This is a genomic window from Mucilaginibacter aureus (genome assembly GCF_053514885.1).
In genome coordinates, this window is the sequence record NZ_CP170601.1 from 1,880,162 (window position 1) to 1,906,423 (window position 26,262).

The following is a 26,262-nucleotide window of genomic DNA, read 5'->3' on the forward strand; positions in this document are numbered from 1 at the left end:
CGTTTAAGAAAAAACAGGCATAAAAAGAAATAAGCCAGTTTAGTTATTGCCGCCCTTACTAAAAGGGCTATAGTTTCTATTGTTTAAACCTTCGTATTATTTAATTTACGGCCTTTATGTCGTTTAAAGAAATGGAGTAGCCATTGGTAAAAGAATTAATTATCGATGCATCCCCCAGCGGGGCTACTATTGCTTTATTACAGGATAAACAACTTGTAGAGCTTAATAAAGAGCAAATCAACAACAATTATGCTGTTGGTGACATTTATCTCGGGAAGATCAAAAAGATCATGCCCGGGCTAAATGCTGCTTTTGTTGATGTTGGCTACGAGAAGGATGCCTTTTTGCACTATCTGGACTTAGGCCCGCAAGTGCAAAGCCTGCTTAAATTAAATAAGCAGGTGCGTGGCGGCAGCCACCAGGGGAAACTATTGGATAATTTTAAGCTGGAGCAGGATATCGAAAAATCGGGTAAAATATCCGACATTTTAACCAAGGGCCAGCTGATACCGGTACAAATAGCTAAAGAACCTATTTCAACCAAGGGGCCGCGCTTAAGTTCCGATCTGTCAATAGCAGGCCGTTACGTTATCCTGGTTCCCTTTTCTGAGACGATCTCCATCTCCAAAAAAATAAAAAGTAATCCCGAACGTACACGCTTACGCAAGATCATTGAAGGCATCAAGCCTAAAAACTTCGGCGTAATTATCCGTACCGTATCCGAGGATAAGGGCGTTGCCGAATTACAGAAGGATTTGCTCGATCTCATCTCCAAATGGGAATCGTTCACCACCCGCCTGCCATCAACCGAACCTGCCAAAAAGGTTTTGGGCGAGATGGATCGCACCTCAACTATTCTGCGCGATATCTTAAATTCAGATTTTCAGAATATTTATGTGAACGATATTGGCATCTTCGAAGAGATCCGCTCGTACATTCACGAAATTTCGCCCGATCTGGAAAGCATCGTTAAACTGCACAAACACAAAGAACCCATATTTGAGCACTTCGGTGTAGATAAGCAGATCAAAGGCGCTTTTGGCAAAACAGTTAACCTTGCCGGCGGCGCATACCTGGTTATTGAGCATACCGAGGCCCTGCACGTTATCGACGTAAACAGCGGTAACCGCACAGCCAATAAAGAAAACCAGGAGCAAAACGCTTTCCAGGTAAATAAAGAAGCCGCTAAAGAAATTGCCCGCCAGCTACGCTTACGCGATATGGGTGGCATCGTGGTAGTCGACTTTATCGACATGCACAAACCTACCAACCGTAAAGACCTGTTCGATTACCTGCGCGATGAAATGGCTTTAGATCGTGCCAAACACACCATTTTGCCGCCAAGCAAATTTGGCCTGGTACAAATTACCCGCCAGCGTGTTCGCCCCGAAATGAACATCGTTACCACCGAGGTTTGCCCGGCATGCCACGGTACCGGTACCATTCGCCCTACGGTGTTGCTTATTGATGATATTGAAACCAATTTCAATTATATCCTTACCGAGCAAAACGAAAAGAATATTACCCTGGCCGTACACCCCTACATCGAGGCCTTCATCAAAAAAGGATTGGTTACCCGCCAAATGAAATGGTACTTTAAGTACAACCAGTGGATCAAGGTTAAAAGCAACCCTGCCTACCAGATCACCGAGTTCCACTTCCTGTCATCAAAAGGCGAAGAAATTAAGTTGTAATTTTTGATTTCGGATTTTTTTTGTGTCATTGCGAGCGGTAGCGTGGCAATCTCATGCTTTACAGAGCCGTTATACAAGTCACACGTCCGGTTAAGCGTCCACGCTTGACCGTAATAATTCGGGAGCGTCCACGCTCCTGAACTAAAAACAGCGTGGACGCTGAAAACTAATTAAGGCTAGGCATGGACGCCTGAACTGGCGAAATAACGTGAAAAATTGTAACTTGTAGCACAAATTACAAAATGACCGGATCTTTAGCACAAGTAATTGCCTTAGTTTCTTTTGGAAATGAATTTTTAACAACAGGCTCGTTACCTGATAACTTCTATCCCGATAACTCAGTATTCCAATACTGTAAAAGCATCAATTTTTTTGATTTTAAGAAGGGTTTTTTAAGAACTAAACAAATTATGGTAGCGGAGGACCCTACCAAATGGTTAGACTTTTTAAAGTCTGACGGATGTAAAAAACTAAGGCTCTCTTTTCAAGAAGATGGTACATTAGAGCAAGACCATAAATTGGCCGCGTTTGTTGGCGGAGGCGGACTTTGGTTAATTGAGGCCATAAACAGTGATGGATACTCGACTTTATGGGCAAACAAATGGGAGGTAATTGATCCGGATGCAGCTGATCGCAAAATATGGGGGATATCTTATATTGCCATCCAAAAAAATCAAGCTGGGTCTACAACTCAGACTGACTTAAGTATTGTTAAAGGAGAGTTTTCAGATTGTTTACATACCATAGCGGACTTCGCATACAAAAATAATCTATTAAGCTGGGGTGCAATATTTGATAAAGCGAACGATACTTTATCAAATAATAATCCTATTTCGGAAGACTACTATAAAGACTTTATTATCGACAAAAATTATTCATTACTGGCGAGGCAACTATTAATTTCGGCAAAAAAGGCTTGGGTATTTGGCGGCATGGGTTCTTGGAATGATATGTGGTTTGAATCTGATGAAGAAAACAAAGTATATAGTGAGTTATCAGCAAACCTTTATGAAAACGTAAATAATGCTATTATAGCTGCAATCAATAACAATACACTTACTAAATAAATTAGTAAAACACAAAAACAATCTGCACATTTGCAAATCATCACATTTGCACATTAACAAACGTGGCTAAAACAAAAACCTCCTATTTCTGCCAAAGCTGTGGCTACGAATCGCCGAAATGGCTGGGCAAATGCCCTTCGTGCAACCAGTGGAACACCTTTGTCGAAGAGATCATCGAAAAAAGTAACGGCGCTATTCCCGACTGGAAAGCTACCGGCGGTTCCACATCAACCCAAAGGGCCAACAAGCCTGTTTTAGTTTCCGAAGTAGTTTTTGAAGAAGATAACCGTCTGCTCACACCCGATAAAGAATTTAACCGCGTATTGGGCGGCGGTATTGTACCGGGTTCGCTGGTGCTGATAGGTGGTGAGCCGGGCATCGGTAAATCAACCCTGATGCTGCAGCTGGCCATGAATATGCCTACGCTCAAAGTACTCTACATATCGGGCGAAGAAAGCGAACGGCAGATCAAAATGCGCGCCGAGCGACTGGCGCCAAACGCGGGCAAAGCAGGTGGCGGCTGTTTTATCCTTACGGAGACATCAACCCAAAACATTTTTAAGCAGATAGAGCAGCTGCAGCCAGATATTGTGATCGTCGATTCCATCCAAACGCTGTATTCAGCCCATATCGAATCAACACCCGGCAGCGTATCGCAGGTGCGCGAGTGCACCGCCGAGCTGTTACGCTTTGCCAAGGAAACCGCTACACCGGTATTTTTGATCGGCCATATCACCAAAGATGGTATGATAGCCGGACCAAAAATATTGGAGCATATGGTGGATACTGTTTTACAGTTCGAGGGCGACAGGCACCATGTTTACCGCATTTTACGCTCCATCAAAAACAGGTTCGGCTCCTCGTCCGAACTGGGTATTTACGAAATGCTGGGCGAAGGCCTGCGCGAAGTATCCAACCCATCCGAAATATTGCTGTCACAGCGCGACGAGCCTTTGAGCGGCATCACCATATCGGCTACTTTAGAAGGTTTACGACCAATGCTGATCGAAACCCAGGCATTGGTTAGCACATCGCCATACGGCACGCCACAACGCTCTGCTACTGGTTTTGATACCAAGCGGATGAACATGCTGCTTGCGGTGTTAGAGAAACGATGCGGCTTCAGCCTGGGCACTAAAGATGTATTTCTCAATATCACCGGCGGCATCAGGGTTGAAGATCCGGCTATTGATCTGGGTTTGGCTGCGGCCATTATCTCTTCTCACCAGGATATCCCCGTACCTTTTAAAACCTGCTTTGCTGCCGAGCTGGGCCTTAGCGGCGAAATACGAGCCGTAAACCGGGTAGAGCACCGTATTGCCGAAGCGCAGAAACTGGGCTTCGAGCAGATATTTATCTCCAAATACAACATGCCCTCAACAGCCAAAGGCAATAAAGCGCTCGACCTCTCGCGCTACACCATCGATATCAAACCCGTTGGCCGGATAGAAGAAGCGTTTAATTTGTTATTCGGATAATTAAAGAGCTACAGCCTGTGCCATTCCCTCCTTTGGGACGGTGGAGGAAGGGATTTAATCATGTTCGCGTTTTAACTTGCGCTCGTTTGTAACGAGCGCTTAACATGGGTAAGCGTTTTAAACGCGATACACGCTTTAGGGCTTAGGGTTCCTCCACTGTAAACTCTATTGTTTGGCTGTTTTTTGAGCCGGGAAAAGGCACAGTTCGGATAGAAAAGGACAGCTCGTACTTGCCGGGTTTATCGGGTACTTTGAATTTGAACTGGTACCTGCCCTCGTGAGGTATGTTGCTATCGAGTGGTTTCGATGCCAGTTTCAGGTCGCCGTTTTGCATAAAGCAGGCTTCCAAAAAGGCTTTATCGGGTGCTAAGCGTAACTTCGGAACAACAGTCATGAAGAGATCTAAACGATCTGCAGCCAAAAGTAAATCCATCGTAACGTTTTGCCCCGGCTTTGCCGAACGGATGCCCGATAAAATACCGATCTCAGCTTTCTGGTAGGTTTGCACATCATCAACCCAGCCAATATACCATTTGCGGCCGTAAAGCGCCACCAGCGAATCCGTTGTGGCGCCGGGTTCATTATATTCGGACATATACAGCGCTTTTTTATGCTGCATGCTATCCTCAATGGGCCACATATCGTACTGGGTTTTGCGGTAATAACGGGTATCGTATGATACAGCCTTTAGCGAATTGCTGTAGTAATTGTATTTGGATGGATCCTGGAAACCATCGCGGATAACGACATAATTATCACCAACTATTTGGTGCACCTGTTTGGTCCATTCGCGGAAGCCGAAATAACTTTCAAACTGGCCGATCTTCATCACAAAAGGAAACTGGAACAACAAGGCTATCCGTAAAAACAGGATAAACGCGAGGTTAACCAGGGTAAGGTTGTAAAACCATTTTGGCGGGTAAGCCGATTGTTTAAACCGGATCAATACCAGCATAACAAGCGGCACGTAGGCAACCAGTGTCCAGTGCATTTGTACGTTACCTTTAAAAGTATTGAGCCAAAAGAACAGAAAGGTACCAATACAGTTAACTACCAGTGTACGGATAAAGGTATCTTTGATCTTCACTTTCGCTGCCGAGTAATACAAAAACCAGCCGATAAATGGTCCGGCCATAGCCAGCTGCCCGAGCGGATAAGTGGCTGTAAATTCGATATTGTATTTTTCAGAACGGTCAACCAGGTGATATTTGAGCGACGGGAAATCATGCTGAAACTGCCAAAGTACATGCGGAATGAACAGAATTGATGCAAGCACAGCAATGAGCCAAAAGCTTTTACGGCGCAGTAGTTTGATATTGGCACAAAGGGTTAGCCCGATGACCAGTATTCCATGATATTTGCTGTACAGCAGACAGGCGGCCACAACACCCAAAATGAGCGCGAGGCCCCATTTATCCTCGTCAATATAGCGTTGATAAAAGTAATAGAACAGTACCGTAAAGAAGAATAACGGCGAATCGGGTGTGGTGGTAAACCCGTACATATGGAAAATAAACAACCCCGAAGCGATAGCAATAAACCATTTGGCATCAACTGCGTACCTTTTAAGGATGAGCCATAACAGGTATAGCGAAGCCGAATTGGTGATCACTGTAAGCAGCCGCAACCCCAGCTCGTTATGCATGATGCTATCGCCAATGCGAATAAAAATAGCCACCATGGGCGGGTGATCAAAATATCCCCAATCTAAAAACCGCGAATAAACCCAGTAATATGCCTCATCGCCATGCAGTTCCAGGGTATATGATTGCAGGGCGTTAAACAACGTCCAGAACAATAAAAAATACCAGATGGGCTTGTTTGAAGAAGTGCTGATACCGGTTGCGGACATTAAACTTTATTTTAACACAAATAACCAAAAAATATTTGTGATTTGGATTTTATCCTGGCAACAGCAGCAAACCGGCGGTAATTATAATGGTGCCTGATTTACCCGCGGTATTTAGCTCAGTATAACCGCAGGTAAACAGGACTTTGATTTTTAAGGGGTGTGGGGTATCAATTTTATTTGGGGCTTTTTATATCGTTTTTTATTGCGTTTGCCCAGCCAGATCACAAAACCGGTAACCGGCAGGCTGGCGCAAATAAGCGATGCTGTAAAGGCGATGATCTTGCCGGTTAAGCCCAGCACCTGGCCTACGTGGATATCGTAGTTCATATCGTTCATTTTCATACCAGGGCTTTTTTGCTCGTGAGATAGATATTGGAGCAGTTTACCCGTATGTTTATCGAAGGTGTAGCCATCACTGTGGTAAAAATGCAGGCTTTTGGCATAAGCGGTTATGCCTATTGTCCCGGCGTTTTCGGTAGGATCATATACTAAAAACATCTCTGCATTTGCCGATCGTTTTTGTGCGAAGGCAAACGCCATATCTGCTACAGGTTGTAGCGTGTTGCCTTTAAACAAAGTGTCTGATTTAAAGGTGGCCTTCTCAGCCGGATACTTATCGCCCAGGTTGGCCGTAGTGTAAATACTGTCGCGCATCCAATCAAAAGCTATAGATAAACCCGATATGGCCAGTATAACGGCAATGCTTGTGGCATAAAACCCCAGCACATTATGCAGATCGTAGTTGACACGCCGCCAACGGCCGTTCCATTTAATGGTGAATGCCCGCTTACGGTCGGTTTTACGTTTGGGCCACCATAATATAATGCCCGTTATCATCATCACCACAAAAATAATAACGGATATACCCACTATCGGCGTGCCGATACCAGGTGGCAAAAGCAGGTAAAGATGAATGTATTCGACTATGGTAAAAAAATTCCTCAGCGGGTTTTCTGTATGGGTAATTGCACCGCTATATGGGTTTAAATAAACATATTCGAAACTGTTTTTACTGTTGATGATAACCGCTGCCGGGCGATCTTTGCCATAATAGTAAATATAATTTGCGGTATAACCGGGATGTTGCTTTAGTGTGATCTGTTTTAAAACTGATGGTGCCAGGTAGGGCTTACTTTGCTGTTCAACCTTGCGATAACTGTATAACGCATCCTGTATCTCATCCTGGAAACAGAAGATACAACCGGTAATGCTCACAATAAACACCACCAGCCCAGCTATAAAGCCGAGCCAGCGGTGTACAAATAATATCGATCTGTTAACAGCCATGCATTAAAACCTGTAGCTAATGCTGCCAATAACCTGCCTTAACATTTGCGGATCTACAGTGGTATAACCTATCCAGTATTGCTTATCGGTAAGGTTATTTACGTTTAACGCAAAACGGAATTTATCCTTGTTATAAAACAAACTGCTGTTTAGTACAGTGAACGATGGCAGGTAAAAAACGCCATTGTAAGCATTGTCGATCACATAGTTATCTGCCGAATAATTACCCCCGAAACCTAAACCAAGGCCTTTGGCGCTGCCTTTAGTCAGTACATAGCTTGCCCATAAATTGGCCGAGTTAGCCGGACCAGCAGTTTGAGGCCTGCGTCCGTTATCGTAGGTTGGGTCGGAGTTGGTCATTAGGCTGTTATTATGCGAGTAACCTGCCACAATGTTAAAGCCATTAAATGGGTTGGCAATAACTTCGGCCTCAAAACCACGGCTGTATTGCGAGCCGTCCTGGATGGAAAAATTAGTGTGATTAGGGTCGGATTTGACGATATCCTTCACCTTGATATCATAATAGCTGATGGTGCTGCTCAGCTTGCCGTCAAACAGGTCAACCTTAACGCCGCCTTCCAACTGGTTGGCTTGCTCTGGTTTAAAGCTTTTGCCATAAAAATCGGTACCCGGAGTGGTGTTGCTAAAACCGTTCATATAATTACCAAACAGCGCTACCTGGTTTTTTACCAATTGGTAAACTAACCCAAATTTAGGCGAAAGGGCCGTCTGGTGGTATGCGGTACTGCTGGTGCCGTTTACCGGGTTATCAACCGATGTGTTGTTAAAATAATCAACCCTTAAACTGGCCATAGCCATCAGGTTATCTGTAATATTCAGCACATCTGATGCATAAGCGCTGTAAGTATAATTGTTGTAACGGCTGTAAGCGGTGTATAACGGCGTGTTATTGAATAGCGAATCTACTTTGGCCTTGTTAAAATTGTTATAGGCAGGTATAGGGCCCTTTAAGTTGATAATATCGAACGAGTCCGACCCGCCGTTAGGGTCGCTGTATTTGAGGTTTGAGGTTTGATTTAAAAAGTCAACCCCGGCTACCAGCCTGTTTCTTAAGCTGCCGATCTTAAAATCGCCAATGAAGTTTTGCTGTATTTGTAAGGTATTGGTGTTGCCATCAATTGCCCAAACGTTGCGGGCAATGGAGTTATTACCTGGCAACAGGTAAAAATAGGGGCCATACCCATCAGAACTGCTGTTGGTTGTGCCAAAGTTAGTTTGCGACTTCCAGCTGTCCGAAATTTTGTAATCTATTGCGCCGTAAAAGTTAACGTTGTTTGAGGTAGTAACCAGGTCGTCGCTTTGATACGAACGCTTGTAGTCGATATTTAACTGGCTGGCATTGGTTGCGCCAAGTGCTGCAATGGTTGAGCCAAAATAAAATATCGGCGGAGTAGTGCCCTTACCATGGCTTATCTCGGCATCAAAAGTTAAACTTAATCTGTCGCTGGCTTTATAGGTAAAGCTCGGATCGAATACGAAATTTTTGTTAAAGCCATTATCCTGAAAAGAATTGATGGCATTGTAAGCTGTATTGATACGTAACAGCGCTTTTTTAGCCGAATCGAGCGGCGTATTGTAATCGGCGCTAATACGGTTAAAACCATAGCTACCGCCCGAATAACTGATCTCGCCGCTGGTAGTTTCAAAAGGTTTTTTGGTTACCCGGTTGATCAAACCGCCAAAAGAGATCAAACTGCTGCCATATAACGTACCGGATGGGCCTTTGATCACTTCCAGCTTTTCAAGGTTGGCAGCATCAGCAGTGTTGGTGATCAAACCGGCAATGCCATTCCGCAACGAGGTTTGTACAGAAAACCCTCGGAGTGTAAAGTAGCTGCCGCCATCGCCTGCACGGCCGGTAGGTGTCCATAATTTGGTGATACCGGCTGCATTTTTGATCGCGTCATCAGCAGAAAATACAGCCTGTTCCTGCAAAAGCTCCTTACCTATACTGGTATAAGCCTGCGGATTTTCCAGGTTACTCAAGGGCATTTTGGCCGCATAATCGCTCGACTTTTTAACGAACTTGTTTGTGCGGCTATCGCTTACGTTAATCTGCTGTAAAATGCCCGCAGTTAAGTTGATGGTGATTACAGGTACTTTAGTTGTTTGTACGCCTTGTACAGTTACAACTACCTGCTGCGCGGGAGCACCAACATGCGATGCAATAAGTGTATAGGTGCCGGCAAGTACTTTTAATGAGTAGGTACCGCTTTCGCCCGACATGGTACCGTAACGGGTGCCTTGCAGCGCGATGCTTACATTTTCGGCAGGTTTACCATCGGATGTTTTAACCGTGCCGCTGATAAAGCCGGTTTGACCAAAAACTGTTGTGGTGATGAAAAGGAAGAAAAAACTGAGGTGTATTTTTTTTAAGAACGAGAAAGTAGACTTATTGCTACATAGTAAAGAATTCATAGTTTTGTTACTGATGATTAATAAATTGAAGGATTTGTTGACATTGGCCCGGTAAGATGTTTGGCGACGGAATACCGGGTTTTTTTATACGCGCGGACTAAGTATAATGCATAGGCATGTTTTTAACAGGGTTCGGCGACAAAGTAACCTCTTATTTAGAATAATTCCAAACAAAGATCTTTGAAATAGGAAAAATACCTCTTTGGGGGTATGGGGATGGTTCCGCGGATTACAAATCTGCTTGTATTTGGGTCGGGATTGCAAATCCCGACGAACGGTAAAAATAAAAAATGTACTTTCGTTAATCCGGATTAAATGACGCGGGGATTTGCAATCCCCTATAAAGAAATACTACTGTATCTCCATTACCTCTTTTTTCTTTCTTGTTTTCATACGTTTAGGCACAAAGTCGAGTATTTCGGTTTTCAGGGCCTCTATCATGCGGCGTTTTAAAAAGTTCTTTTGTATCACAATACTCACCTCGCGCACCGGTTCGGGGCTTTTAAAATAACGTACTTTATCAAGCTGTTTATCGGTCAGGTCGCTTAGGGCCAGTTCGGGTAAAATGGTTGCGCCGCTGTTTTGATCAACCATCCGTTTTAGCGTTTCAACACTGCCCGTATTGTACTCAAAATGCTGAAAGCCCCTGGTTGAGCGCCTGCGCTGGCAAATGTTCAATACCTGCTCGCGCATGCAATGGCCTTCGTTCAGTACCCATATTTCCTCCATGTCTATATCATCCGGACTGATGCTTTTCTTTTTAAACAACCGGCTTGTTTTTGAGGCGTAGGCCACAAAGTTTTCGTAAAAAACAGGGATCTCTAACAAGTAGGCCTCATGTAGCGGAGTTGATAATATACCGCAATCTATTTTACCAAGTTTGATCTGCTGAACGATCTCTTCGGTAGTTTGCTCCCAAACGATCAGTTTTACCTGGGGATATTTCTCAATAAAGCGGTTAATGATACGCGGTAACAGGTAAGGCGATATGGTTGGGATGATACCTACTTTTAATTCGCCGCTCAGTTCTTTTTGCCTGTCGCTGATGATCTCTTTGATCTTTTGGCTTTCGGATAATAATAACCTGGCTTGTGCGATGATCTCAATGCCGATCTCGGTAGGTACAACAGGTTGTTTGGTACGGTCAAATATTTTTACGCCTAAATTATCTTCCAGCTTTTGGATCTGCATGCTCAGCGTAGGCTGTGTTACAAAACACTTTTCGGCAGCAGCCACAAAGCTGCGATAGCTATCCAGGGCAACGATATATTCTAATTGTACTAAGGTCATGCTATATAGTTAAAATCTAATTCAAATATAATAATTATTGATTTTATCTATATGATAAACTTCAGCAAGTTTATTTAAGTGCACATTTAAATAGTTTTACACGGATTTGAGATAATAGATATGAGATTTGAGACAACGTTTTTAAGGGTTCTTCTGTCTCATATCTCACATCTCAATACTCACATCTAAATCATCCTCCGGCAAAAACAGCTGCCTTTTCGGCCATTAGCTTGTTTATTTTCTCAATGCTATCGCCGTTACGGTCCTTATCCTGTTCGTTGGCAACGCTCGAAAGCAGTACCCCTGTTTTGGCATCTATCAGGCTAACCTCGTAATGCACGCTATAGGCTTTAACTCCGGGCGTGAATGATAATCCCCCATTCGAGCTGGTATTCACAACTGCATCAAATATAGCTTTGCCGGTATTAATGCCATTAGCCAACCCTTCGGACATATAGCGTGTGCGCACCACACGCACCTTTAACACCAAATCGGCACCGCTAAGCCTGCCTAAACTGTCAGGAGCCATTTTCCATGCCTTGCGCAAATCGGAAACTGCAGCTTTAATACGATCATTAACGACGTTGGTATTGATCATTTCTACATGGTGCTGAAATTTTTTGGCGCTGTGACTGTTGGTATACATCAGGTAAGCCTGTTCCAATGCCGATTGTGTTTCAAGGCTGGTAGCCTGTTCTTCGGTATAAGTATCGCCTTTTGATGACGGAATGCCGGTATAATACACTTCAACAGGTAATACAGCTAATTTTTTGCCGCTCAGATCATGCGACGACAAATAGGCGTTGTTATTATACACCTTTTTTGAACATGAGAGCAATACCACCGGTAAAACCCCCAATAATAAGTAATAAGATATGGTTTTCATACCGGTAAGACGCCGGTTGTAATTAATCTGTTACACAAATCAATGTTAAAATTTGTTAAACAATTTGATGAATATAGGGTGGAACCAGCCTATTCGTTTAACAGAAGCTGCAGTTTATCGATAAACAATCCCAGATGATAACCATCTACCAATGCATGATGCACATGGATGGCTAAAGGCATCAGTTTACGGCCATCAACATCGGTTAATTTACCTACAGCTATTTTAGGGCAGCTATCGCCTGCGCTTTTGTTAAATGCTTCGGATATACTGGTAAAGTTTATCCATGGCAATGCCGAAAAATGAATGACATTAGTTAACGGACCGGTTGTAAATAACCCGCTGGTGTTTTTGATGCGTTCAATTTCGGCAGTTACTTCCTGGTGAAATTTAAACAGGTCAGTGTGGAATTTGATGTGCGAAAATCCAAAGGTATGATCGTCACGCAGGATGGTAGACGAGGCATCCACCTGGTCGCAAATATAAACGTCGTCGCCATCAATGCGGTACTTCAAATTTTCCGTTTCATTAATGGCAACGAGTATTTTGTGCAGGTAATAACTATAAAACGAAACGTCTAAGGCTTTATACCGGCTGTAGGCACGCGTACAATCCAACTGAACGGTAATGCCGTAGTAAGGCTGGTTAAAAGTTTTAAAAAAGTTAAAATGCTCTTTCCGGTTCCAGTTTTCAATATCCAGTTTTCGCACAACTTACCTGTATTATTCTACCGTTACCGATTTAGCCAGGTTACGCGGCTGATCGACATTGCAACCCCGCATTACGGCGATATGATAGGATAACAATTGCAAAGGTATGGTAGCCACCAGCGGTACAAAAGCCTCATCGGTTTGAGGTATCTCGATCACGTAATCGGCCATCTCTTTTACATCAACATCGCCCTCGGTAACAATAGCAATTACCTTGCCTTTACGGGCCTTAACTTCCTGTATATTGCTTACCACTTTTTCGTACGATGAATTTTTGGTGGCGATAAATACCACCGGCATTTCTTCGTCTATCAAAGCGATAGGGCCGTGCTTCATTTCGGCTGCGGGGTAGCCTTCGGCATGGATGTACGATATTTCCTTCAGCTTTAAAGCACCTTCCAAAGCCACCGGGAATGAACTACCCCTGCCCAGGAATAAACAATTTGGCGAGTCTTTAAATTTGGCAGCGATATCACGGATATGATCGTTGCTTTTCAGTGCCAGCTCAACAAGGTCGGGTATTTCGTTCAGTTCGGTTAAATACTCGATCAGTTTACTTTCTGTAATGGTACCCCGCTGCTGCGCGATGTAAAATGCGATGAGGGTAAGTACGGTAACCTGCGCTGTAAATGCCTTGGTTGATGCTACACCAATTTCGGGGCCTGCGTGGGTATAAACACCTGCATGAGTAGTACGCGGTATAGAAGCGCCAACCACATTACAAATACCAAAAATGGTTGCACCGCGCTCTTTGGCCAGCTCAATTGCCGCCATGGTATCAGCGGTTTCGCCCGATTGCGAAATGGCTATCACCAGGTCTTTTTCGGTAATGATAGGGTTACGGTACCTAAATTCGGAAGCGTACTCAACCTCAACAGGTACACGGGCAAAATCTTCGATCAGGTATTCGCCTACCAAACCCGCATGCCATGATGTACCACAGGCAACAATGATGATCCTATCAATGTTTTTTAACTTTTCGGTGTATTCTTTTATCCCACCCAGTTGTACTTTACCTGTTTTAGGATAGATACGCCCGCGCATACAATCGCGGATGGAGCGTGGCTGCTCGTAAATTTCCTTTAACATAAAATGCTCGTACCCGCCTTTTTCAAGCAGTTCAAGCTTCAGATCAAGTTCTTGTATATATGGAGTTTGTATGGTGTTATCGATATTTTTTACCAGCAGATCCTCTTTGCTAATGTAAGCGATCTCGTTATCGTTCAAATAGATCACGTTTTTGGTGTACTCAACTATCGGTGTAGCATCCGATGCAACAAAGTATTCGCCTTTACCAACGCCTATAACCAGCGGACTGCCTTTACGGGCGGCAATGATCAAATCGGGCTCATCACTGCTCATGATCACTATTGCGTAGGCACCAACAACTTTGTTGAGGGCCACCCGTACTGCTTCGCGCAGGTCGAGGCCGGTTTCGTGTTGTATATTTTCGATCAGGTGTATTAAAACCTCTGTATCGGTATCACTTTTAAAAACATGGCCGGCAGCCAGTAAAGCTTCTTTTATGATAGCATAGTTCTCAATAATGCCATTGTGGATAATAGTAAGCTTGCGGTCGCCTGATGAATGTGGATGCGAATTGCGGTCGCTTGGGGCACCATGGGTGGCCCAGCGGGTATGGCCCATTCCAATTTTGCCCTTTAGTTCTATGTCCTTTACAAAGTCTTCAAGATCACCAACCTTACCTGCTTTTTTGTAAACTTTTAACTCATCATCTAAAAGTGCTACACCGGCACTATCGTAACCACGATACTCTAACCGGTGAAGGCCTTTGATAATAATGGGGTAAGCATCTCTGTAACCAATATATCCTACAATTCCGCACATAAAAATAGTTTATTGAAAAATAAAAAAAGCGCCACTTTGTTTTAACAAATGTGGCGCTAATATCTTAATTCCGTTTAATTAAATAAGGGATGTGGCGTATTTTATTTTGAAACCTTACCGTAAATAATGTTGAGTTTCATTTTATACGGCGATGTTTTATTGCCGCCTATTATTACGCGCGAATTTACCGATGCAGAGTTACTGATATCTATAACGGCTGAGCCTGTGTGTAAGCCCATGGTATCGGCAGGTGCAATAAAGGTACCGTAATCGGTAGTTTTTCCGCGCATCAGGTCGTCAACATAACCGGTGATAACAAAGCTGTATGATTTATGATAAGTATCATAAAAACCACCAAATGAACCTACTGAAAGATAATATACACTGCCTGCCGTAGCATCGGGCACGGTAGTTTTTTGGTGCGCAATATCAAATCTGTATAAAGCTAACCGCGGTGTAGGCACATATGGTATACCTGTACCGGCAACCGGGGTTACTACCAGTTCGGCGCGGTTTATGGTAATATCATTATTGGTTAAATTTGCGGGCAGTAATTTTTTAAGATACGGAAAACTAACCTTTGAACGTAAACCGGATAAACCCTGCAGGTAAATAGTACCTGTAGATACTGTAGGATTATTTAATTGGGCCTGAATGGCCGGTATGCCGGTGTAATCGTGCTTAATTTCGGCAGCGTGGGGGTTTCCTAATGGCAGGGTAGCTGTTAAAGTATCTATAGTGCTTCCGTGGGTAACACGGTAATACACCTCTAACGAACACGCGCCCGACATATTAAAGTAAATGTTCCCGCCCGGGCCACCGGTAGTACCTGTTTTATCAAGCGTAATGTATAACCCTTTAACCGCATTTAAAAACACCGAGTTATTGCTCAGCTGGCTCGTGCTTGCAGCAAAAAAGTTATTGAACACAAAACTATTGGCAATGGGCACCCGTATTTGCGGAGCAACCTTTTTTAAAGTGTCTTTACCGCCGGTAACAATATCGGTAATTTTAACACTATCTTTTTGCCTTACAAAAAAGGATTGTGTACCTAGCAAAGTATTGCTGTGGCTCCATACCTTGGTATTGTAATAATACTGACTGCTTATTACCGGCTCGTTTAGCTGGTATACATTTAATTTATACTTTGTAGTTAACGAGTCGCCGTAAAAACCATCAGCATAAGTTAATACCAGGCGCGACGAATCGATAACGATCGTACCGGCAGGTAAAGTAAAGCTTGATGAGTTAGGTAAATTTAATCCAGCTGCAATGTTAGCCTCGGTAGTGCCAAATAATGGGTCCTTAAAATAGGCCAAAGGCGCTTTGGAAATGTTGTTGGTTAACAAGTCGTCATCAACCACGGTAGTGGTATTGATGGTTGCCGTATCAACCAGGGTTGCCTGCAGGGATTGTGAAGGGTCGATGCCCAAGCCCACGCCATCCGGGTTTTTACAACTGTTTAAAATAAAAAGACTTATCAACAGTGTCAATAAGTCCAGTCTGAAAAATTTCATATATCGATCTCTCTTTGTCTTATGCAACGTGTACCAACTCTTCATTGGTAATTTCGTCGTAAAAATTGTAATAATTTTCGAAATCTGAAGTGAATTCGTTTTCTAAAATCGATTTATGGCTGTTTTTAACATTATTTAACACATCAGCGGCGATATTGGAGCTACCTAAAACTATACCATCAGAGTAGTGTATAGCGCCGGCATACAACGATGAGTTGGTTCCGGGCTTGTATACTTCGGTATGGCTTTCAGTCATATCGGCCATTACTGCCTTGCGTGCAAAATCAGCATCTAACTGCTCAGTAAAATCGTTTTCGTAAATAGAGTAAACAACTTTTGAGTGTTTAAATGTAGGGTCGTCTTTGTACGTAGTTTTTAAATAAGCAGGCACAAGCGCGCTCATCCAGCCGTGGCAATGAACAATATCAGGCGCCCAGCCTAATTTTTTTACAGTTTCAAGTGCACCTTTGCAAAAGAAGATCATTCTTTCATCATTATCGGCGTAAAACTTCCCATCCTTATCTCCAAACACATGTTTACGTTGAAAATACTCTTCATTATCCAAAAAATACACCTGCATGCGTGCCGCAGGTATCGAAGCAACTTTAATGATCAATGGATTATCATTATCGTTGATAATAATGTTCATGCCCGATAGACGGATAACTTCGTGTAATCTGTTCCTGCGCTCGTTAATATTACCGAACCGTGGCATGAGGATACGGATTTCAAATCCTTTATCCTGCATAGCTTGTGGTAGTTGTCTGGTTATTTCGGCAATTTTTGTGAGTTCTAAGAAGGGAGACATTTCATGAGTTATGAACAAAAGCTTAGATTTACCCATCACTAATCAATATTAATTTTATGTAAAGAAGTCAAAAAATTTGAGTTTGCAAATATAAGCATTATCTTATGATATATCAATGAATTATGCAAGTTGTTTTGGTAATATTTATTCTATTCCTAATCTTTGCCCCTGTATAAAACCCAACCTCATTGAAAATCTTTACAACCAAGGGCGAGATTATCCAATATTTGCTTCAAAAACGCTCTGCGGGTAAAACTATAGGCCTCGTACCCACCATGGGTGCTTTACATAACGGCCACATATCCTTACTGGCTACGGCCAAAACCGTTACCGACGAGGTAGTGTGCAGCATTTTTGTTAACCCTACCCAGTTTAACGATCCTAAAGACCTTGAAAAATACCCGCGGCCTATCGAAAGCGATATTAAAAAGCTGGAGAGCGCAGGTTGCGATATATTATTTAACCCCCCGGTTAGCGAAATATATGCTGCCAACGAACCTGCCTGGCACCTGGACATCGGCCCGCTTGAAAGCCTGTTGGAGGGTAAATTCAGGCCGGGGCATTACCAGGGCGTAACCCAGGTAGTATTTAAGCTTTTTGATATTATTAAGCCCGATATGGCCTTTTTTGGGCAAAAGGATTACCAGCAGTTTTTAGTGATCAGCAAAATGGTGCAACTGCTTAACCTGCCGGTTAAAATGGTAATGTGCCCCATTGTACGCGAACCGGGCGGACTGGCCATGAGCAGCCGCAATGTACACCTGAGCGCTGATGAAAAACAAAACGCGCTCGCATTATCACAGTTATTACAAATGGTGAAAGATAACTTTGCCACGCATACCCTGCCCGAACTCAAACAACTGGCTGCCGGTTTTATGGAACACCAGCCCGAATTGCGGATGGAGTACTTTGAACTGGCCGATGGTGACACCCTTTATCCCGCTGCAGCGGATACTGAAAAAGTTGTTGCTTTAGTAGCCGCCTGGGCAGGTAAAACACGGTTGATAGATAACATGATATTAAAATAAAATTATTTTAACGCTGTGCATTAAGTTGTTTTATTATTTTAGGACAATGATATCCCTAAGCGCCATTCAAAAAACCTTTATTGTACTTAATATTTGCCTTTTGGCAGGTATGGCAGCTTTTGCCCAAAAGCAAAACGTTTATTTTTTAAAGAATAACGGCAAAAAGGTAAGCATAAAGGATAGTGCTGATTACATCCGTATTGTAAGCGAACCCGATTCGGGCACCACGCTTTATAACCTCAAAGACTATTACCTTTCAGGCAAGGCGAAGCTGATTGGTAAAACATCGCGTATTGAACCGGTTTTGCTTGAAGGGCAGTGCATAACCTATTTTCCATCCGGTAAACGAAAGGAATTGACCAGCTACAAAAAAGGAGGCAGAACAGGCGATGCGTTTGAATATTATCCCAATGGTAAACTGTATACGCTTAAGCGATATAACGATACCAGGAAACCATTATACGACGGGATAAACGGAGAATATACTGTTTTAGCCTGCAACGATTCAACCGGTAAGGCGCTTGTTGTTGATGGTGCCGGGTACTACATTGGTTACGATGATGATTTTAAAAACATTGCAGAAGAAGGAAATTTAAAAGCTGGTATGCGGGAGGGCGACTGGAAAGGGCAGGAAGGCAAAAACAGATGGAAAGTAACTTTTACCGAAAAATACGAGAACGGCAAATTACTAACCGGGCAGTCTGTAGATAGTGCCGGTACCGTGGTAAACTATACCAAACGGATGCAGCAGCCCGAATATGCCGGCGGCGAACAGGCTTTTGGCCGTTTTTTAATGACTAACATACGATACCCAAGGTATGCCAGAGAGCGCAATATACAGGGCAGGGTGTATATTAAATTTGTAGTAGAAAAAGACGGCAGCCTGGTGGATATGGAGGTTTTAAAAGCAGCGAACACCGACCTGGCTGATGAAGGCATGCGTGTAATGAAACTATCGCCGAAATGGATAGCCGGAATGCGCTATGGCCGCCCTGTACGGGTGCAGTTTACCGTGCCTATTAATTTTTCACTGGGAGAGTGATCTATGATAATTATGGATGGCAGTCAATTACTTGGTACATTAAACAGCATCGCCATTCTATCATCACCTTTGCAGGAAAAGATCGGCTCGTATTTAATAGAGGAAGAATTTAGAAAGAAAACACTTTTACTAAAAGCCGGGCAGGTTGCACAGCGTATCTATTTTGTAAAACAGGGCTTTTTACGTTCTTACTTTCATCAAAACACAAATCAGTATACCAATTGGTTTATGGGCCAAAACGAATTTATCATCTCGGTTTATAGTTTCTTTTCGCGCAAGCCGTCGTTTGAAAATATCGAGGTTTTAGAAGATTGCGTTTTACAATCCATCAATTGGGATCAGCTGCAGCAATTATATCAGCAGTTTCCTGAGTTTAACCGTACCGGCCGGTTAATCACCGAACACTATTATATCCGCAGCGAAGAAAAAACTATTCAGCTGCAAACCCAATCGGCGTCTGAGCGGTATCAAAACCTGCTAAAAACCTATCCGGATATCTTACAAAAAGCCTCACTTGGCCAAATCGCCTCGTTTTTAAATATTAAACAAGAAACCTTAAGCAGAATAAGAGCAGTAAAATGATTTTTTGACTTAGATCAAAAACATCTGGAAAACTTACCCGGAGATTTGACTAAACAAAAAACAAAAATATTATGCTTACCATCATCCTGATCTGCTTTGCGATATGCTTTATTATAGAAAGACTGATCCCCGGCTGGAAACTGCCGCAGGTACCAACCTGGGCTATCCGTGTACTGGCTATTAATTTTTTTCAGTTGCTTATCGTTGTTCTTGCAGGTTATACCTGGGAAAAATGGCTGTCGGCAACTTCGGTGTTTAGCCTTTCGGCGATGGTGCCAAACTGGGCAGGCGGGATAATAGCCTACTTTATTGCCACGTTTATTTTTTACTGGTGGCACCGCTGGCGCCATCAAAGTGATTTTTTATGGCGGCACTTCCACCAAATACACCATAGCGCGCAACGCATAGAGGTTATTACCTCATTTTATAAACACCCTGTTGAGATGCTGGTTAATTCGATCATCGGGAGTTTGCTGGTTTACACTTTACTGGGCCTTAGCCCTGAGGCAGGTGCCGTATATACTTTGTGTACTGCTTTGGGCGAGTTTTTTTATCATACCAACATCACTACACCCAAATGGGTGGGCTATATATTTCAACGGCCCGAGATGCACCGCATCCATCACGAGTACGAAAAACATAGCAATAATTACGGAGATATTGTTTGGTGGGATATGTTATTTGGCACATACAGCAATCCCGAAAAATTTACTACTTCGTGTGGGTTTGATACTGATAAAGAATTGAAATTAATGCAGATGATAGGCTTTAAGGATGTACACAAGTCTGAGTAATTATTTGAAAAAACATTCTGCTAAACCGGCCAAAAAACCTACCTTTGCATCCCGAACGCAACAATCGGGATTTCCCAATTAAGCGCATAGCGAAAAGTCCTATACTTTCGACTTTTAACTTTTGACTTTTACTTTTTCAAAAAAGCACTATGCCCAAAGATAACTCCATTAAATCAGTACTGATCATCGGCTCAGGCCCAATTATTATTGGCCAGGCCTGCGAATTTGATTACGCCGGCTCACAAGCGGCGCTATCGTTAAAAGACGAAGGTATTTCGGTATCCATTATTAACAGCAACCCGGCCACCATCATGACCGATAAGGTTATTGCCGACCATGTTTACCTGCTGCCGCTAACCACTGCCAGTATTGAACAAATATTACAGGAGCAAAAAATTGATGCCGTACTGCCTACCATGGGTGGCCAAACTGCATTAAACCTTTGTATTGAGGCCGATGAGCAGGGCATATGGAAAAAATATGGTGTTAGGATCGTTGGTGTGGATATTGCCGCCATCGAAAAAACAGAAAACCGCGAAGCCTTTCGCCAGCTAATGGTGGATATTGGCGTGGGTGTTGCCACCTCAAAAATTGCCAATTCGTTTTTGGAGGGTAAAGAGGCTGCACAGCAAATAGGTTTTCCGCTGGTAATACGCCCAAGCTACACGCTGGGTGGTAAAGGCGCAGGCTTTGTACATAAAAAAGAAGATTTTGATGCCGCCCTGAACCGCGGCTTACAGGCATCGCCAACGCACGAAGTATTGGTGGAGCAAGCTGTTTTAGGCTGGAAAGAATATGAGTTGGAGCTGTTGCGTGATAACAACGATAACGTGATCATCATTTGCTCTATCGAAAACTTTGACCCGATGGGTATCCACACCGGCGACTCGATCACCGTGGCACCGGCCATGACTTTGAGCGACCGCTGCTACCAGGAAATGCGTAACCAGGCCATCCGCATGATGCGCGCCATTGGCAACTTTGCCGGCGGCTGTAACGTACAGTTCTCTGTTAACCCGGCCGACGAAGCAATCATCGCTATCGAGATCAACCCGCGGGTTTCGCGTTCATCGGCTTTAGCCTCAAAAGCTACCGGTTACCCTATCGCTAAAATAGCCGCTAAACTGGCTATCGGTTACAACCTTGATGAAATTGAAAATCAGATCACTAAAACAACGTCGGCCTATTTTGAGCCAACGCTGGATTACGTGATCGTAAAAATACCACGCTGGAACTTTGATAAATTTAAAGGCGCTAACCGCGAGTTAGGCTTGCAAATGAAATCGGTAGGCGAAGTAATGGGCATTGGCCGCAGCTTTATTGAGGCTTTACAAAAAGCTTGTCAGAGTTTAGAGATTGGTCGTGCAGGTTTAGGGGCCGATGGCCGCCAGAACCGCAACCTGGACGAGATTATGCACAGTTTGGAAAAACCAAGCTGGGACAGGCTGTTCCATATTTATGATGCCATGAGTTTGGGTGTGCCGATAGAATCTATCCGCAAAGCAACCAAAATTGACCGCTGGTTTTTAAACCAGATACAGGAGCTGATCAACCTGGAAGCAGAACTGCGCCGTTACTCGGTGAATAACGTACCCGAAGAGATCTTAACAAACCTGAAGCAAAAAGGCTTTAGCGATGTGCAGATTGCCTATATTTTGGGTAACAGTACTACCGAAGAAGATGTTTACCAGCGCCGCAAGGCCCTGGGCATACGCCGGGTGTACAAAATGGTTGATACCTGCGCTGCCGAGTTTCCGGCTAAAACGCCATATTATTATTCAACTTACGATGGCGAGAATGAGTCGATCCCATCCGACAGGAAAAAGATCATTGTATTAGGCTCGGGCCCTAACCGTATTGGCCAGGGCATTGAGTTTGATTACAGTTGTGTGCATGGTTTGCTTGCCGCGAAAGAATGTGGTTACGAATCGATCATGATCAACTGTAACCCCGAAACGGTATCTACAGATTTTAACATGGCCGATAAGCTGTACTTTGAACCCGTATTCTGGGAACACGTGCGAGAAATTATCGAACTGGAAAAACCGGAAGGTGTTATTGTTCAGCTTGGCGGGCAAACTGCTTTGAAAATGGCCGAAAAGCTGCATGAGCATGGCATCAAAATTATCGGTACCTCTTTCAACGATATGGATATTGCCGAAGATCGTGGCCGTTTCTCAGACCTGTTGAAAGAACTGGACATCCCATATCCTAAATATGGTGTTGCCGAAAGCGCCGAAGAAGCTATTGAGGTTGCACACCAGGTAGGTTACCCTGTATTGGTACGCCCGAGCTATGTGTTGGGTGGCCAGGGCATGAGCATTGTGATCAACGATGAGGACCTGGAGAAAGCGGTAGTGAACCTGCTGAAAAACCTTCCGGGAAACCGCGTGCTGATAGACCACTTTTTGGATCGTGCTGAAGAGGCCGAATCAGACTCGATCTGTGATGGCGACGATGTGCACATCATCGGTTTGATGGAGCATATTGAGCCGGCGGGTATTCACTCGGGCGACTCATACGCAGTATTACCGCCGTTCAACCTGTCGGACAAGGTGATCAAACAGATGGAAGATCACAGCATCAAGATCGCAAAAGCGTTAAATGTAAGCGGCTTGTTAAACATCCAGTTTGCGATAAAAGACGAAAAGGTTTACGTGATAGAAGCTAACCCGCGTGCATCGCGTACGGTACCGTTCATCGCCAAAGCATATGATGTGCCTTACATCAACATCGCTGCCAAAGTAATGCTGGGCGCGAACAAGATCAAAGATTTTACGATAGAGCGTAAGCTAAAAGGTTATGCCATAAAAGAGCCGGTATTCTCGTACGATAAATTCCCGGAAGTAACCAAAGAGCTTGGCCCCGAAATGAAATCGACAGGTGAAGCCATCCGCTTTATCCCGGATCTGCAGGATCCATATTTCAGGCACTTGTACAAAGAGAAATCGATGTACCTGAGTAAATAGGTTTTGATTTGATCAAAGATATAAGGAGCAAGGAATAAGGATTTCTTGCTCCTTTTTTGTTTCAGTCTTCATCTTTAGATCAAGGATATAAGGAACAAAGAATAAGGATTTTTTGTTAGTCGTTTATCCTTGCTCTTTGTTCCTTCAATCTTTATTCCTACAAAACCATCAACCCCGATGCTTCAAAGCTCAATACCTGTTTGGGATTGGTTTTTACCTGGTGCTGTTTTTTACCTTTTACAGTATCGCCTGCAAAGTGCTGCATATCGTCGGCAATAAACTGCTTTTGGGCAACGCCTTCTATTATTACATTGCGTCCCCTCAGGTCGGCAGGTAGGTTGATGCCATAATCGCGAAAGTGTACTTTGATCACCCGGGCGTTGCCGGCATCCATATCAAACCAGCCGCCTTTAGGTTGGGTTACCCGCAATACTTTGCCTGTTATGGTAGTTGATATGCGCACTTTTTTACCCATAAAGTCTTCTACTTTGTAAGCGGGCATCATGCCGGTAGTATTAACCTTTTGCCCGTATAACATACCATGGGGTAAAGGTGTATGTTTTTGTGCGGTGGCCGCAAAACAGAGCAGCAGGGCAAGTATGGTAAGATGATGTTTCATGGGTAGTGATTATAGGTATGTAACAATGCAGTATACAATATGATTTACTAATGTTAATTATTGTTAAAAACCGCGTTATTAGCTTGCAAAGCCTGTTGGCCAATCAAAAATTCATCTAAATTTCATCTTCGCCGGGGATTTTTATTGGTATGAAAAAAAACATACCTGCCTTATTTGTTCTGTCAATGTTTTTGTTTGCTGCGATCTTCATTACAGGCTGCAGCAAAAACTCCGACACGACTTACACCCCGATTGTACCCGGTATACAAACCACCAATGTTATAGCTAATGTTAACTCAACAAGCGCGGTAAGCGGCGGTAATATTTTATACGCCGGCGATGATACTGTTACCGTAAGAGGTATTTGCTGGAGCTCGACGAACTCGGCCCCAACTACAGCCGATAGCAAAACCGTTGACCCGGTTGTAGAAACCTCTTTTACCCTTAACCTTACGGGTTTAAGTGCGGCAACTACCTACTACGTAAGGGCGTTTGCTACCAGTACAGCAGGTACAGGTTATGGCAGCGTTATCAAATTTACCACCACATCAACCGCCACAATGCCTACTGCTGTTGTAACTACCTTTGCAGGAAGTTTAACAGCGGGTTTTACCAATGGTACAGGTACGGGTGCCCAGTTTAACACGCCTAAAGGTATAGCCGTTGATGCATCGGGTAACCTGTACATTGCCGACTCGTTCAATAACGCGATCAGAAAAGTAACTACCGGCGGTGTCGTAACTACTTTGGCAGGCAACGGTACCCTTGGCTATGTTGATGATACAGGCGCTAACGCCCAGTTTTACGCGCCACAGGGCGTGGTGGCCGATGCCAATGGCAATGTATACGTAGCCGATTACGGTAACAATATCATCCGTAAAATAACCGCGGCAGGTGTGGTATCAACCTTAGCCGGCAGCGGTACACCGGGTTATGCCGATGGCACCGGAAAAGGCTCGGCATTTAAAAGCCCTCGCGGCATGGCTGTTGACGGCAACGGCAACCTGTATGTAGCCGATTACGGCAACAATGTGATCCGTAAGATAACATCGGCGGGTGTGGTAACTACATTAGCAGGTTATGCGGCAGGTGGTTATGTAGACTCGATTGGCACTACCGCCGCATTCAGAAATCCAGCCGGTATAACAATTGATGCCACTGGCGCCAACCTATATGTAGCCGACCAGGGCAACCATGCCATCCGCAAAATAGTAATCGCCACCGGTGTGGTTACTACAGTTGCCGGTACAGCGGTGCAAAGCAAAACCCTGAACAGCCCGAACAGCATTGCGATGGATGCCAATAACAACACCTACTTTATTGATGCTGCGGGCCGCATAATGGAACTAACTTCGGCTAAAGTATTGTATACCCTTGCAGGCAGCAGTAATAGCGGGTTTGCCAATGGCACCGGTGCTGCCGCGCTGTTCAATGCGCCGCAATCGCTTGCGGTTTATCAGGGGGTATTATATGTACTCGACTCCGGTAACAACCAGATCAGGAAACTGGTATTGCAGTAGGGGAGCCTTGATGGATGATGTAAAAAATCCAGGTGAGGTACCCGGTTTGTCATTTCTCTCCCGGTGATCCGGGAGAGAAATTAAGCCTTTTTGTAAATGACCGGCATGAGCCCTTTACAATTTATGTACATCGCCCGAACCGGCTTTTGATATAGCAACCTGCTTGGTAGCGCCGGTATAACGGATATCGCCCGAACCTGAAACCGCGGCGTCGATCTTCACGTTAGCGTTCACCGTTGCATTGCCCGAACCCATCACCTTTACCGTAGTGTTATTGGTCACAAGGTCCCGGCCCGAAAAATCACCTGAGCCTGATACAAGTACAGTGCTTCCGTCGGCATGGCCCGCTAATTTCACATCGCCCGATCCCGAAATAGCAGCATCCAATGTTTTAACAGTTAAATTCCCCGTAATATCACCCGAGCCCGAAACTTTGATCTTCATAGCTTTGGTATTGATACCACTCTTAAAAAACACATCGCCCGAACCGTTTACGGTAATGCTGTTCAAATCTTTGGCTACAACATATATTACGCGTTTTTTACCAATCAGGGGCATCCCGCTGCTATGGCTTTTTTCGTAAATATTTAAAACGCCGCCACGCACTTCGGTAACAATGTGTTCCAGGTCCTCGGCCGGTGCTTCAACCTTAACCGATTCGGCCGGCCCCTGTGTAATATACACATCAAACGATGCCGAAAGGTTAACCGCATTAAACCCCGTCAGGTGGCGATCATCAGTATTAGCTGCTTTAGCTGATACATTGATCAAGGCGACAACAACGGTCGCGAATAAAACTCTGGTCAGTGATTTCATAATTTTGCTGTTTTAA

General features: G+C 44.0%; 20 protein-coding genes. 9 read left to right on the top strand and 11 right to left on the bottom strand.

Annotated features, from left to right (window positions below; translation table 11 throughout):
• Positions 1 to 143: 143 nt before the first annotated feature.
• From ACFGVR_RS07955 to radA, 3 genes are all read left to right on the top strand, one after another.
• A complete protein-coding gene (locus ACFGVR_RS07955; RefSeq protein ID WP_448702253.1) occupies positions 144 to 1,694 on the top strand; it encodes an Rne/Rng family ribonuclease in 1,551 nt (516 codons plus the stop codon).
• 242 nt (positions 1,695 to 1,936) lie between these two features.
• On the top strand, positions 1,937 to 2,761 hold the full coding sequence (locus ACFGVR_RS07960) for a hypothetical protein (RefSeq protein WP_448702255.1): 825 nt from the start codon (positions 1,937 to 1,939) through the stop codon (positions 2,759 to 2,761).
• Positions 2,762 to 2,823: 62 nt separating this feature from the next.
• Positions 2,824 to 4,239 (top strand): DNA repair protein RadA, encoded by a 1,416-nt coding sequence (radA, locus tag ACFGVR_RS07965; protein ID WP_448702256.1) that lies wholly within the window; start codon positions 2,824 to 2,826, stop codon positions 4,237 to 4,239.
• A 142-nt stretch (positions 4,240 to 4,381) separates the two neighbouring features.
• Here radA and ACFGVR_RS07970 read toward each other — a convergent pair whose 3' ends face one another.
• The 9 genes from ACFGVR_RS07970 to ACFGVR_RS08010 all read right to left on the bottom strand — a co-directional run bounded on the left by ACFGVR_RS07970 (position 4,382) and on the right by ACFGVR_RS08010 (position 16,912).
• Entirely contained in the window at positions 4,382 to 6,091 is a 1,710-nt protein-coding gene (locus ACFGVR_RS07970; protein ID WP_448702258.1) for an ArnT family glycosyltransferase, read from the bottom strand.
• 150 nt (positions 6,092 to 6,241) lie between these two features.
• On the bottom strand, positions 6,242 to 7,378 hold the full coding sequence (locus ACFGVR_RS07975) for a PepSY-associated TM helix domain-containing protein (RefSeq protein WP_448702260.1): 1,137 nt from the start codon (positions 7,376 to 7,378) through the stop codon (positions 6,242 to 6,244).
• 3 nt (positions 7,379 to 7,381) lie between these two features.
• Entirely contained in the window at positions 7,382 to 9,817 is a 2,436-nt protein-coding gene (locus tag ACFGVR_RS07980; protein WP_448702262.1) for a TonB-dependent receptor domain-containing protein, read from the bottom strand.
• Positions 9,818 to 10,168: 351 nt separating this feature from the next.
• On the bottom strand, positions 10,169 to 11,107 hold the full coding sequence (locus tag ACFGVR_RS07985) for a LysR substrate-binding domain-containing protein (protein ID WP_448702264.1): 939 nt from the start codon (positions 11,105 to 11,107) through the stop codon (positions 10,169 to 10,171).
• Positions 11,108 to 11,297: 190 nt separating this feature from the next.
• Positions 11,298 to 11,993, bottom strand: a complete 696-nt coding sequence (locus ACFGVR_RS07990; protein ID WP_448702266.1) for a hypothetical protein — start codon at positions 11,991 to 11,993, stop codon at positions 11,298 to 11,300.
• Between the two features lie 89 nt (positions 11,994 to 12,082).
• A complete protein-coding gene (locus ACFGVR_RS07995; RefSeq protein WP_448702268.1) occupies positions 12,083 to 12,703 on the bottom strand; it encodes a CatA-like O-acetyltransferase in 621 nt (206 codons plus the stop codon).
• 12 nt (positions 12,704 to 12,715) lie between these two features.
• Positions 12,716 to 14,551: a glutamine--fructose-6-phosphate transaminase (isomerizing) gene (glmS, locus tag ACFGVR_RS08000; RefSeq protein ID WP_448702269.1), complete on the bottom strand. Its 1,836-nt coding sequence runs from the start codon at positions 14,549 to 14,551 to the stop codon at positions 12,716 to 12,718.
• A gap of 101 nt (positions 14,552 to 14,652) precedes the next feature.
• On the bottom strand, positions 14,653 to 16,068 hold the full coding sequence (locus ACFGVR_RS08005; RefSeq protein WP_448702270.1) for a DUF4270 domain-containing protein: 1,416 nt from the start codon (positions 16,066 to 16,068) through the stop codon (positions 14,653 to 14,655).
• A 19-nt stretch (positions 16,069 to 16,087) separates the two neighbouring features.
• Entirely contained in the window at positions 16,088 to 16,912 is an 825-nt protein-coding gene (locus ACFGVR_RS08010) for a glycogen/starch synthase (protein WP_448702271.1), read from the bottom strand.
• A gap of 152 nt (positions 16,913 to 17,064) precedes the next feature.
• On the opposite strand from ACFGVR_RS08010, the gene panC reads away from it, so the two are divergent.
• From panC to carB, 5 genes are all read left to right on the top strand, one after another.
• A complete protein-coding gene (gene panC, locus ACFGVR_RS08015) occupies positions 17,065 to 17,904 on the top strand; it encodes a pantoate--beta-alanine ligase (protein WP_448702272.1) in 840 nt (279 codons plus the stop codon).
• A 46-nt stretch (positions 17,905 to 17,950) separates the two neighbouring features.
• Entirely contained in the window at positions 17,951 to 18,946 is a 996-nt protein-coding gene (locus ACFGVR_RS08020) for a TonB family protein (RefSeq protein ID WP_448702274.1), read from the top strand.
• Positions 18,947 to 18,958: 12 nt separating this feature from the next.
• Complete coding sequence (locus ACFGVR_RS08025) at positions 18,959 to 19,528, top strand: Crp/Fnr family transcriptional regulator (protein WP_448702275.1); 570 nt, start codon at positions 18,959 to 18,961, stop codon at positions 19,526 to 19,528.
• Positions 19,529 to 19,599: 71 nt separating this feature from the next.
• Positions 19,600 to 20,322: a sterol desaturase family protein gene (locus ACFGVR_RS08030; protein ID WP_448702276.1), complete on the top strand. Its 723-nt coding sequence runs from the start codon at positions 19,600 to 19,602 to the stop codon at positions 20,320 to 20,322.
• A 149-nt stretch (positions 20,323 to 20,471) separates the two neighbouring features.
• Entirely contained in the window at positions 20,472 to 23,291 is a 2,820-nt protein-coding gene (gene carB / locus ACFGVR_RS08035; RefSeq protein ID WP_448702277.1) for a carbamoyl-phosphate synthase large subunit, read from the top strand.
• Between the two features lie 157 nt (positions 23,292 to 23,448).
• Here the strand turns inward: carB and ACFGVR_RS08040 are convergent, their stop codons facing one another.
• Positions 23,449 to 23,910 (bottom strand): DUF4920 domain-containing protein, encoded by a 462-nt coding sequence (locus tag ACFGVR_RS08040; protein ID WP_448702278.1) that lies wholly within the window; start codon positions 23,908 to 23,910, stop codon positions 23,449 to 23,451.
• Between the two features lie 149 nt (positions 23,911 to 24,059).
• On the opposite strand from ACFGVR_RS08040, the gene ACFGVR_RS08045 reads away from it, so the two are divergent.
• Positions 24,060 to 25,430: an NHL repeat-containing protein gene (locus tag ACFGVR_RS08045; protein WP_448702279.1), complete on the top strand. Its 1,371-nt coding sequence runs from the start codon at positions 24,060 to 24,062 to the stop codon at positions 25,428 to 25,430.
• 114 nt (positions 25,431 to 25,544) lie between these two features.
• On the opposite strand, the gene ACFGVR_RS08050 is transcribed toward ACFGVR_RS08045, so the two are convergent.
• Positions 25,545 to 26,246 carry a head GIN domain-containing protein gene (locus ACFGVR_RS08050; RefSeq protein WP_448702280.1) on the bottom strand — a complete coding sequence of 234 codons (702 nt, stop codon included), beginning with the start codon at positions 26,244 to 26,246 and terminating at the stop codon, positions 25,545 to 25,547.
• Positions 26,247 to 26,262 lie beyond the last annotated feature (16 nt).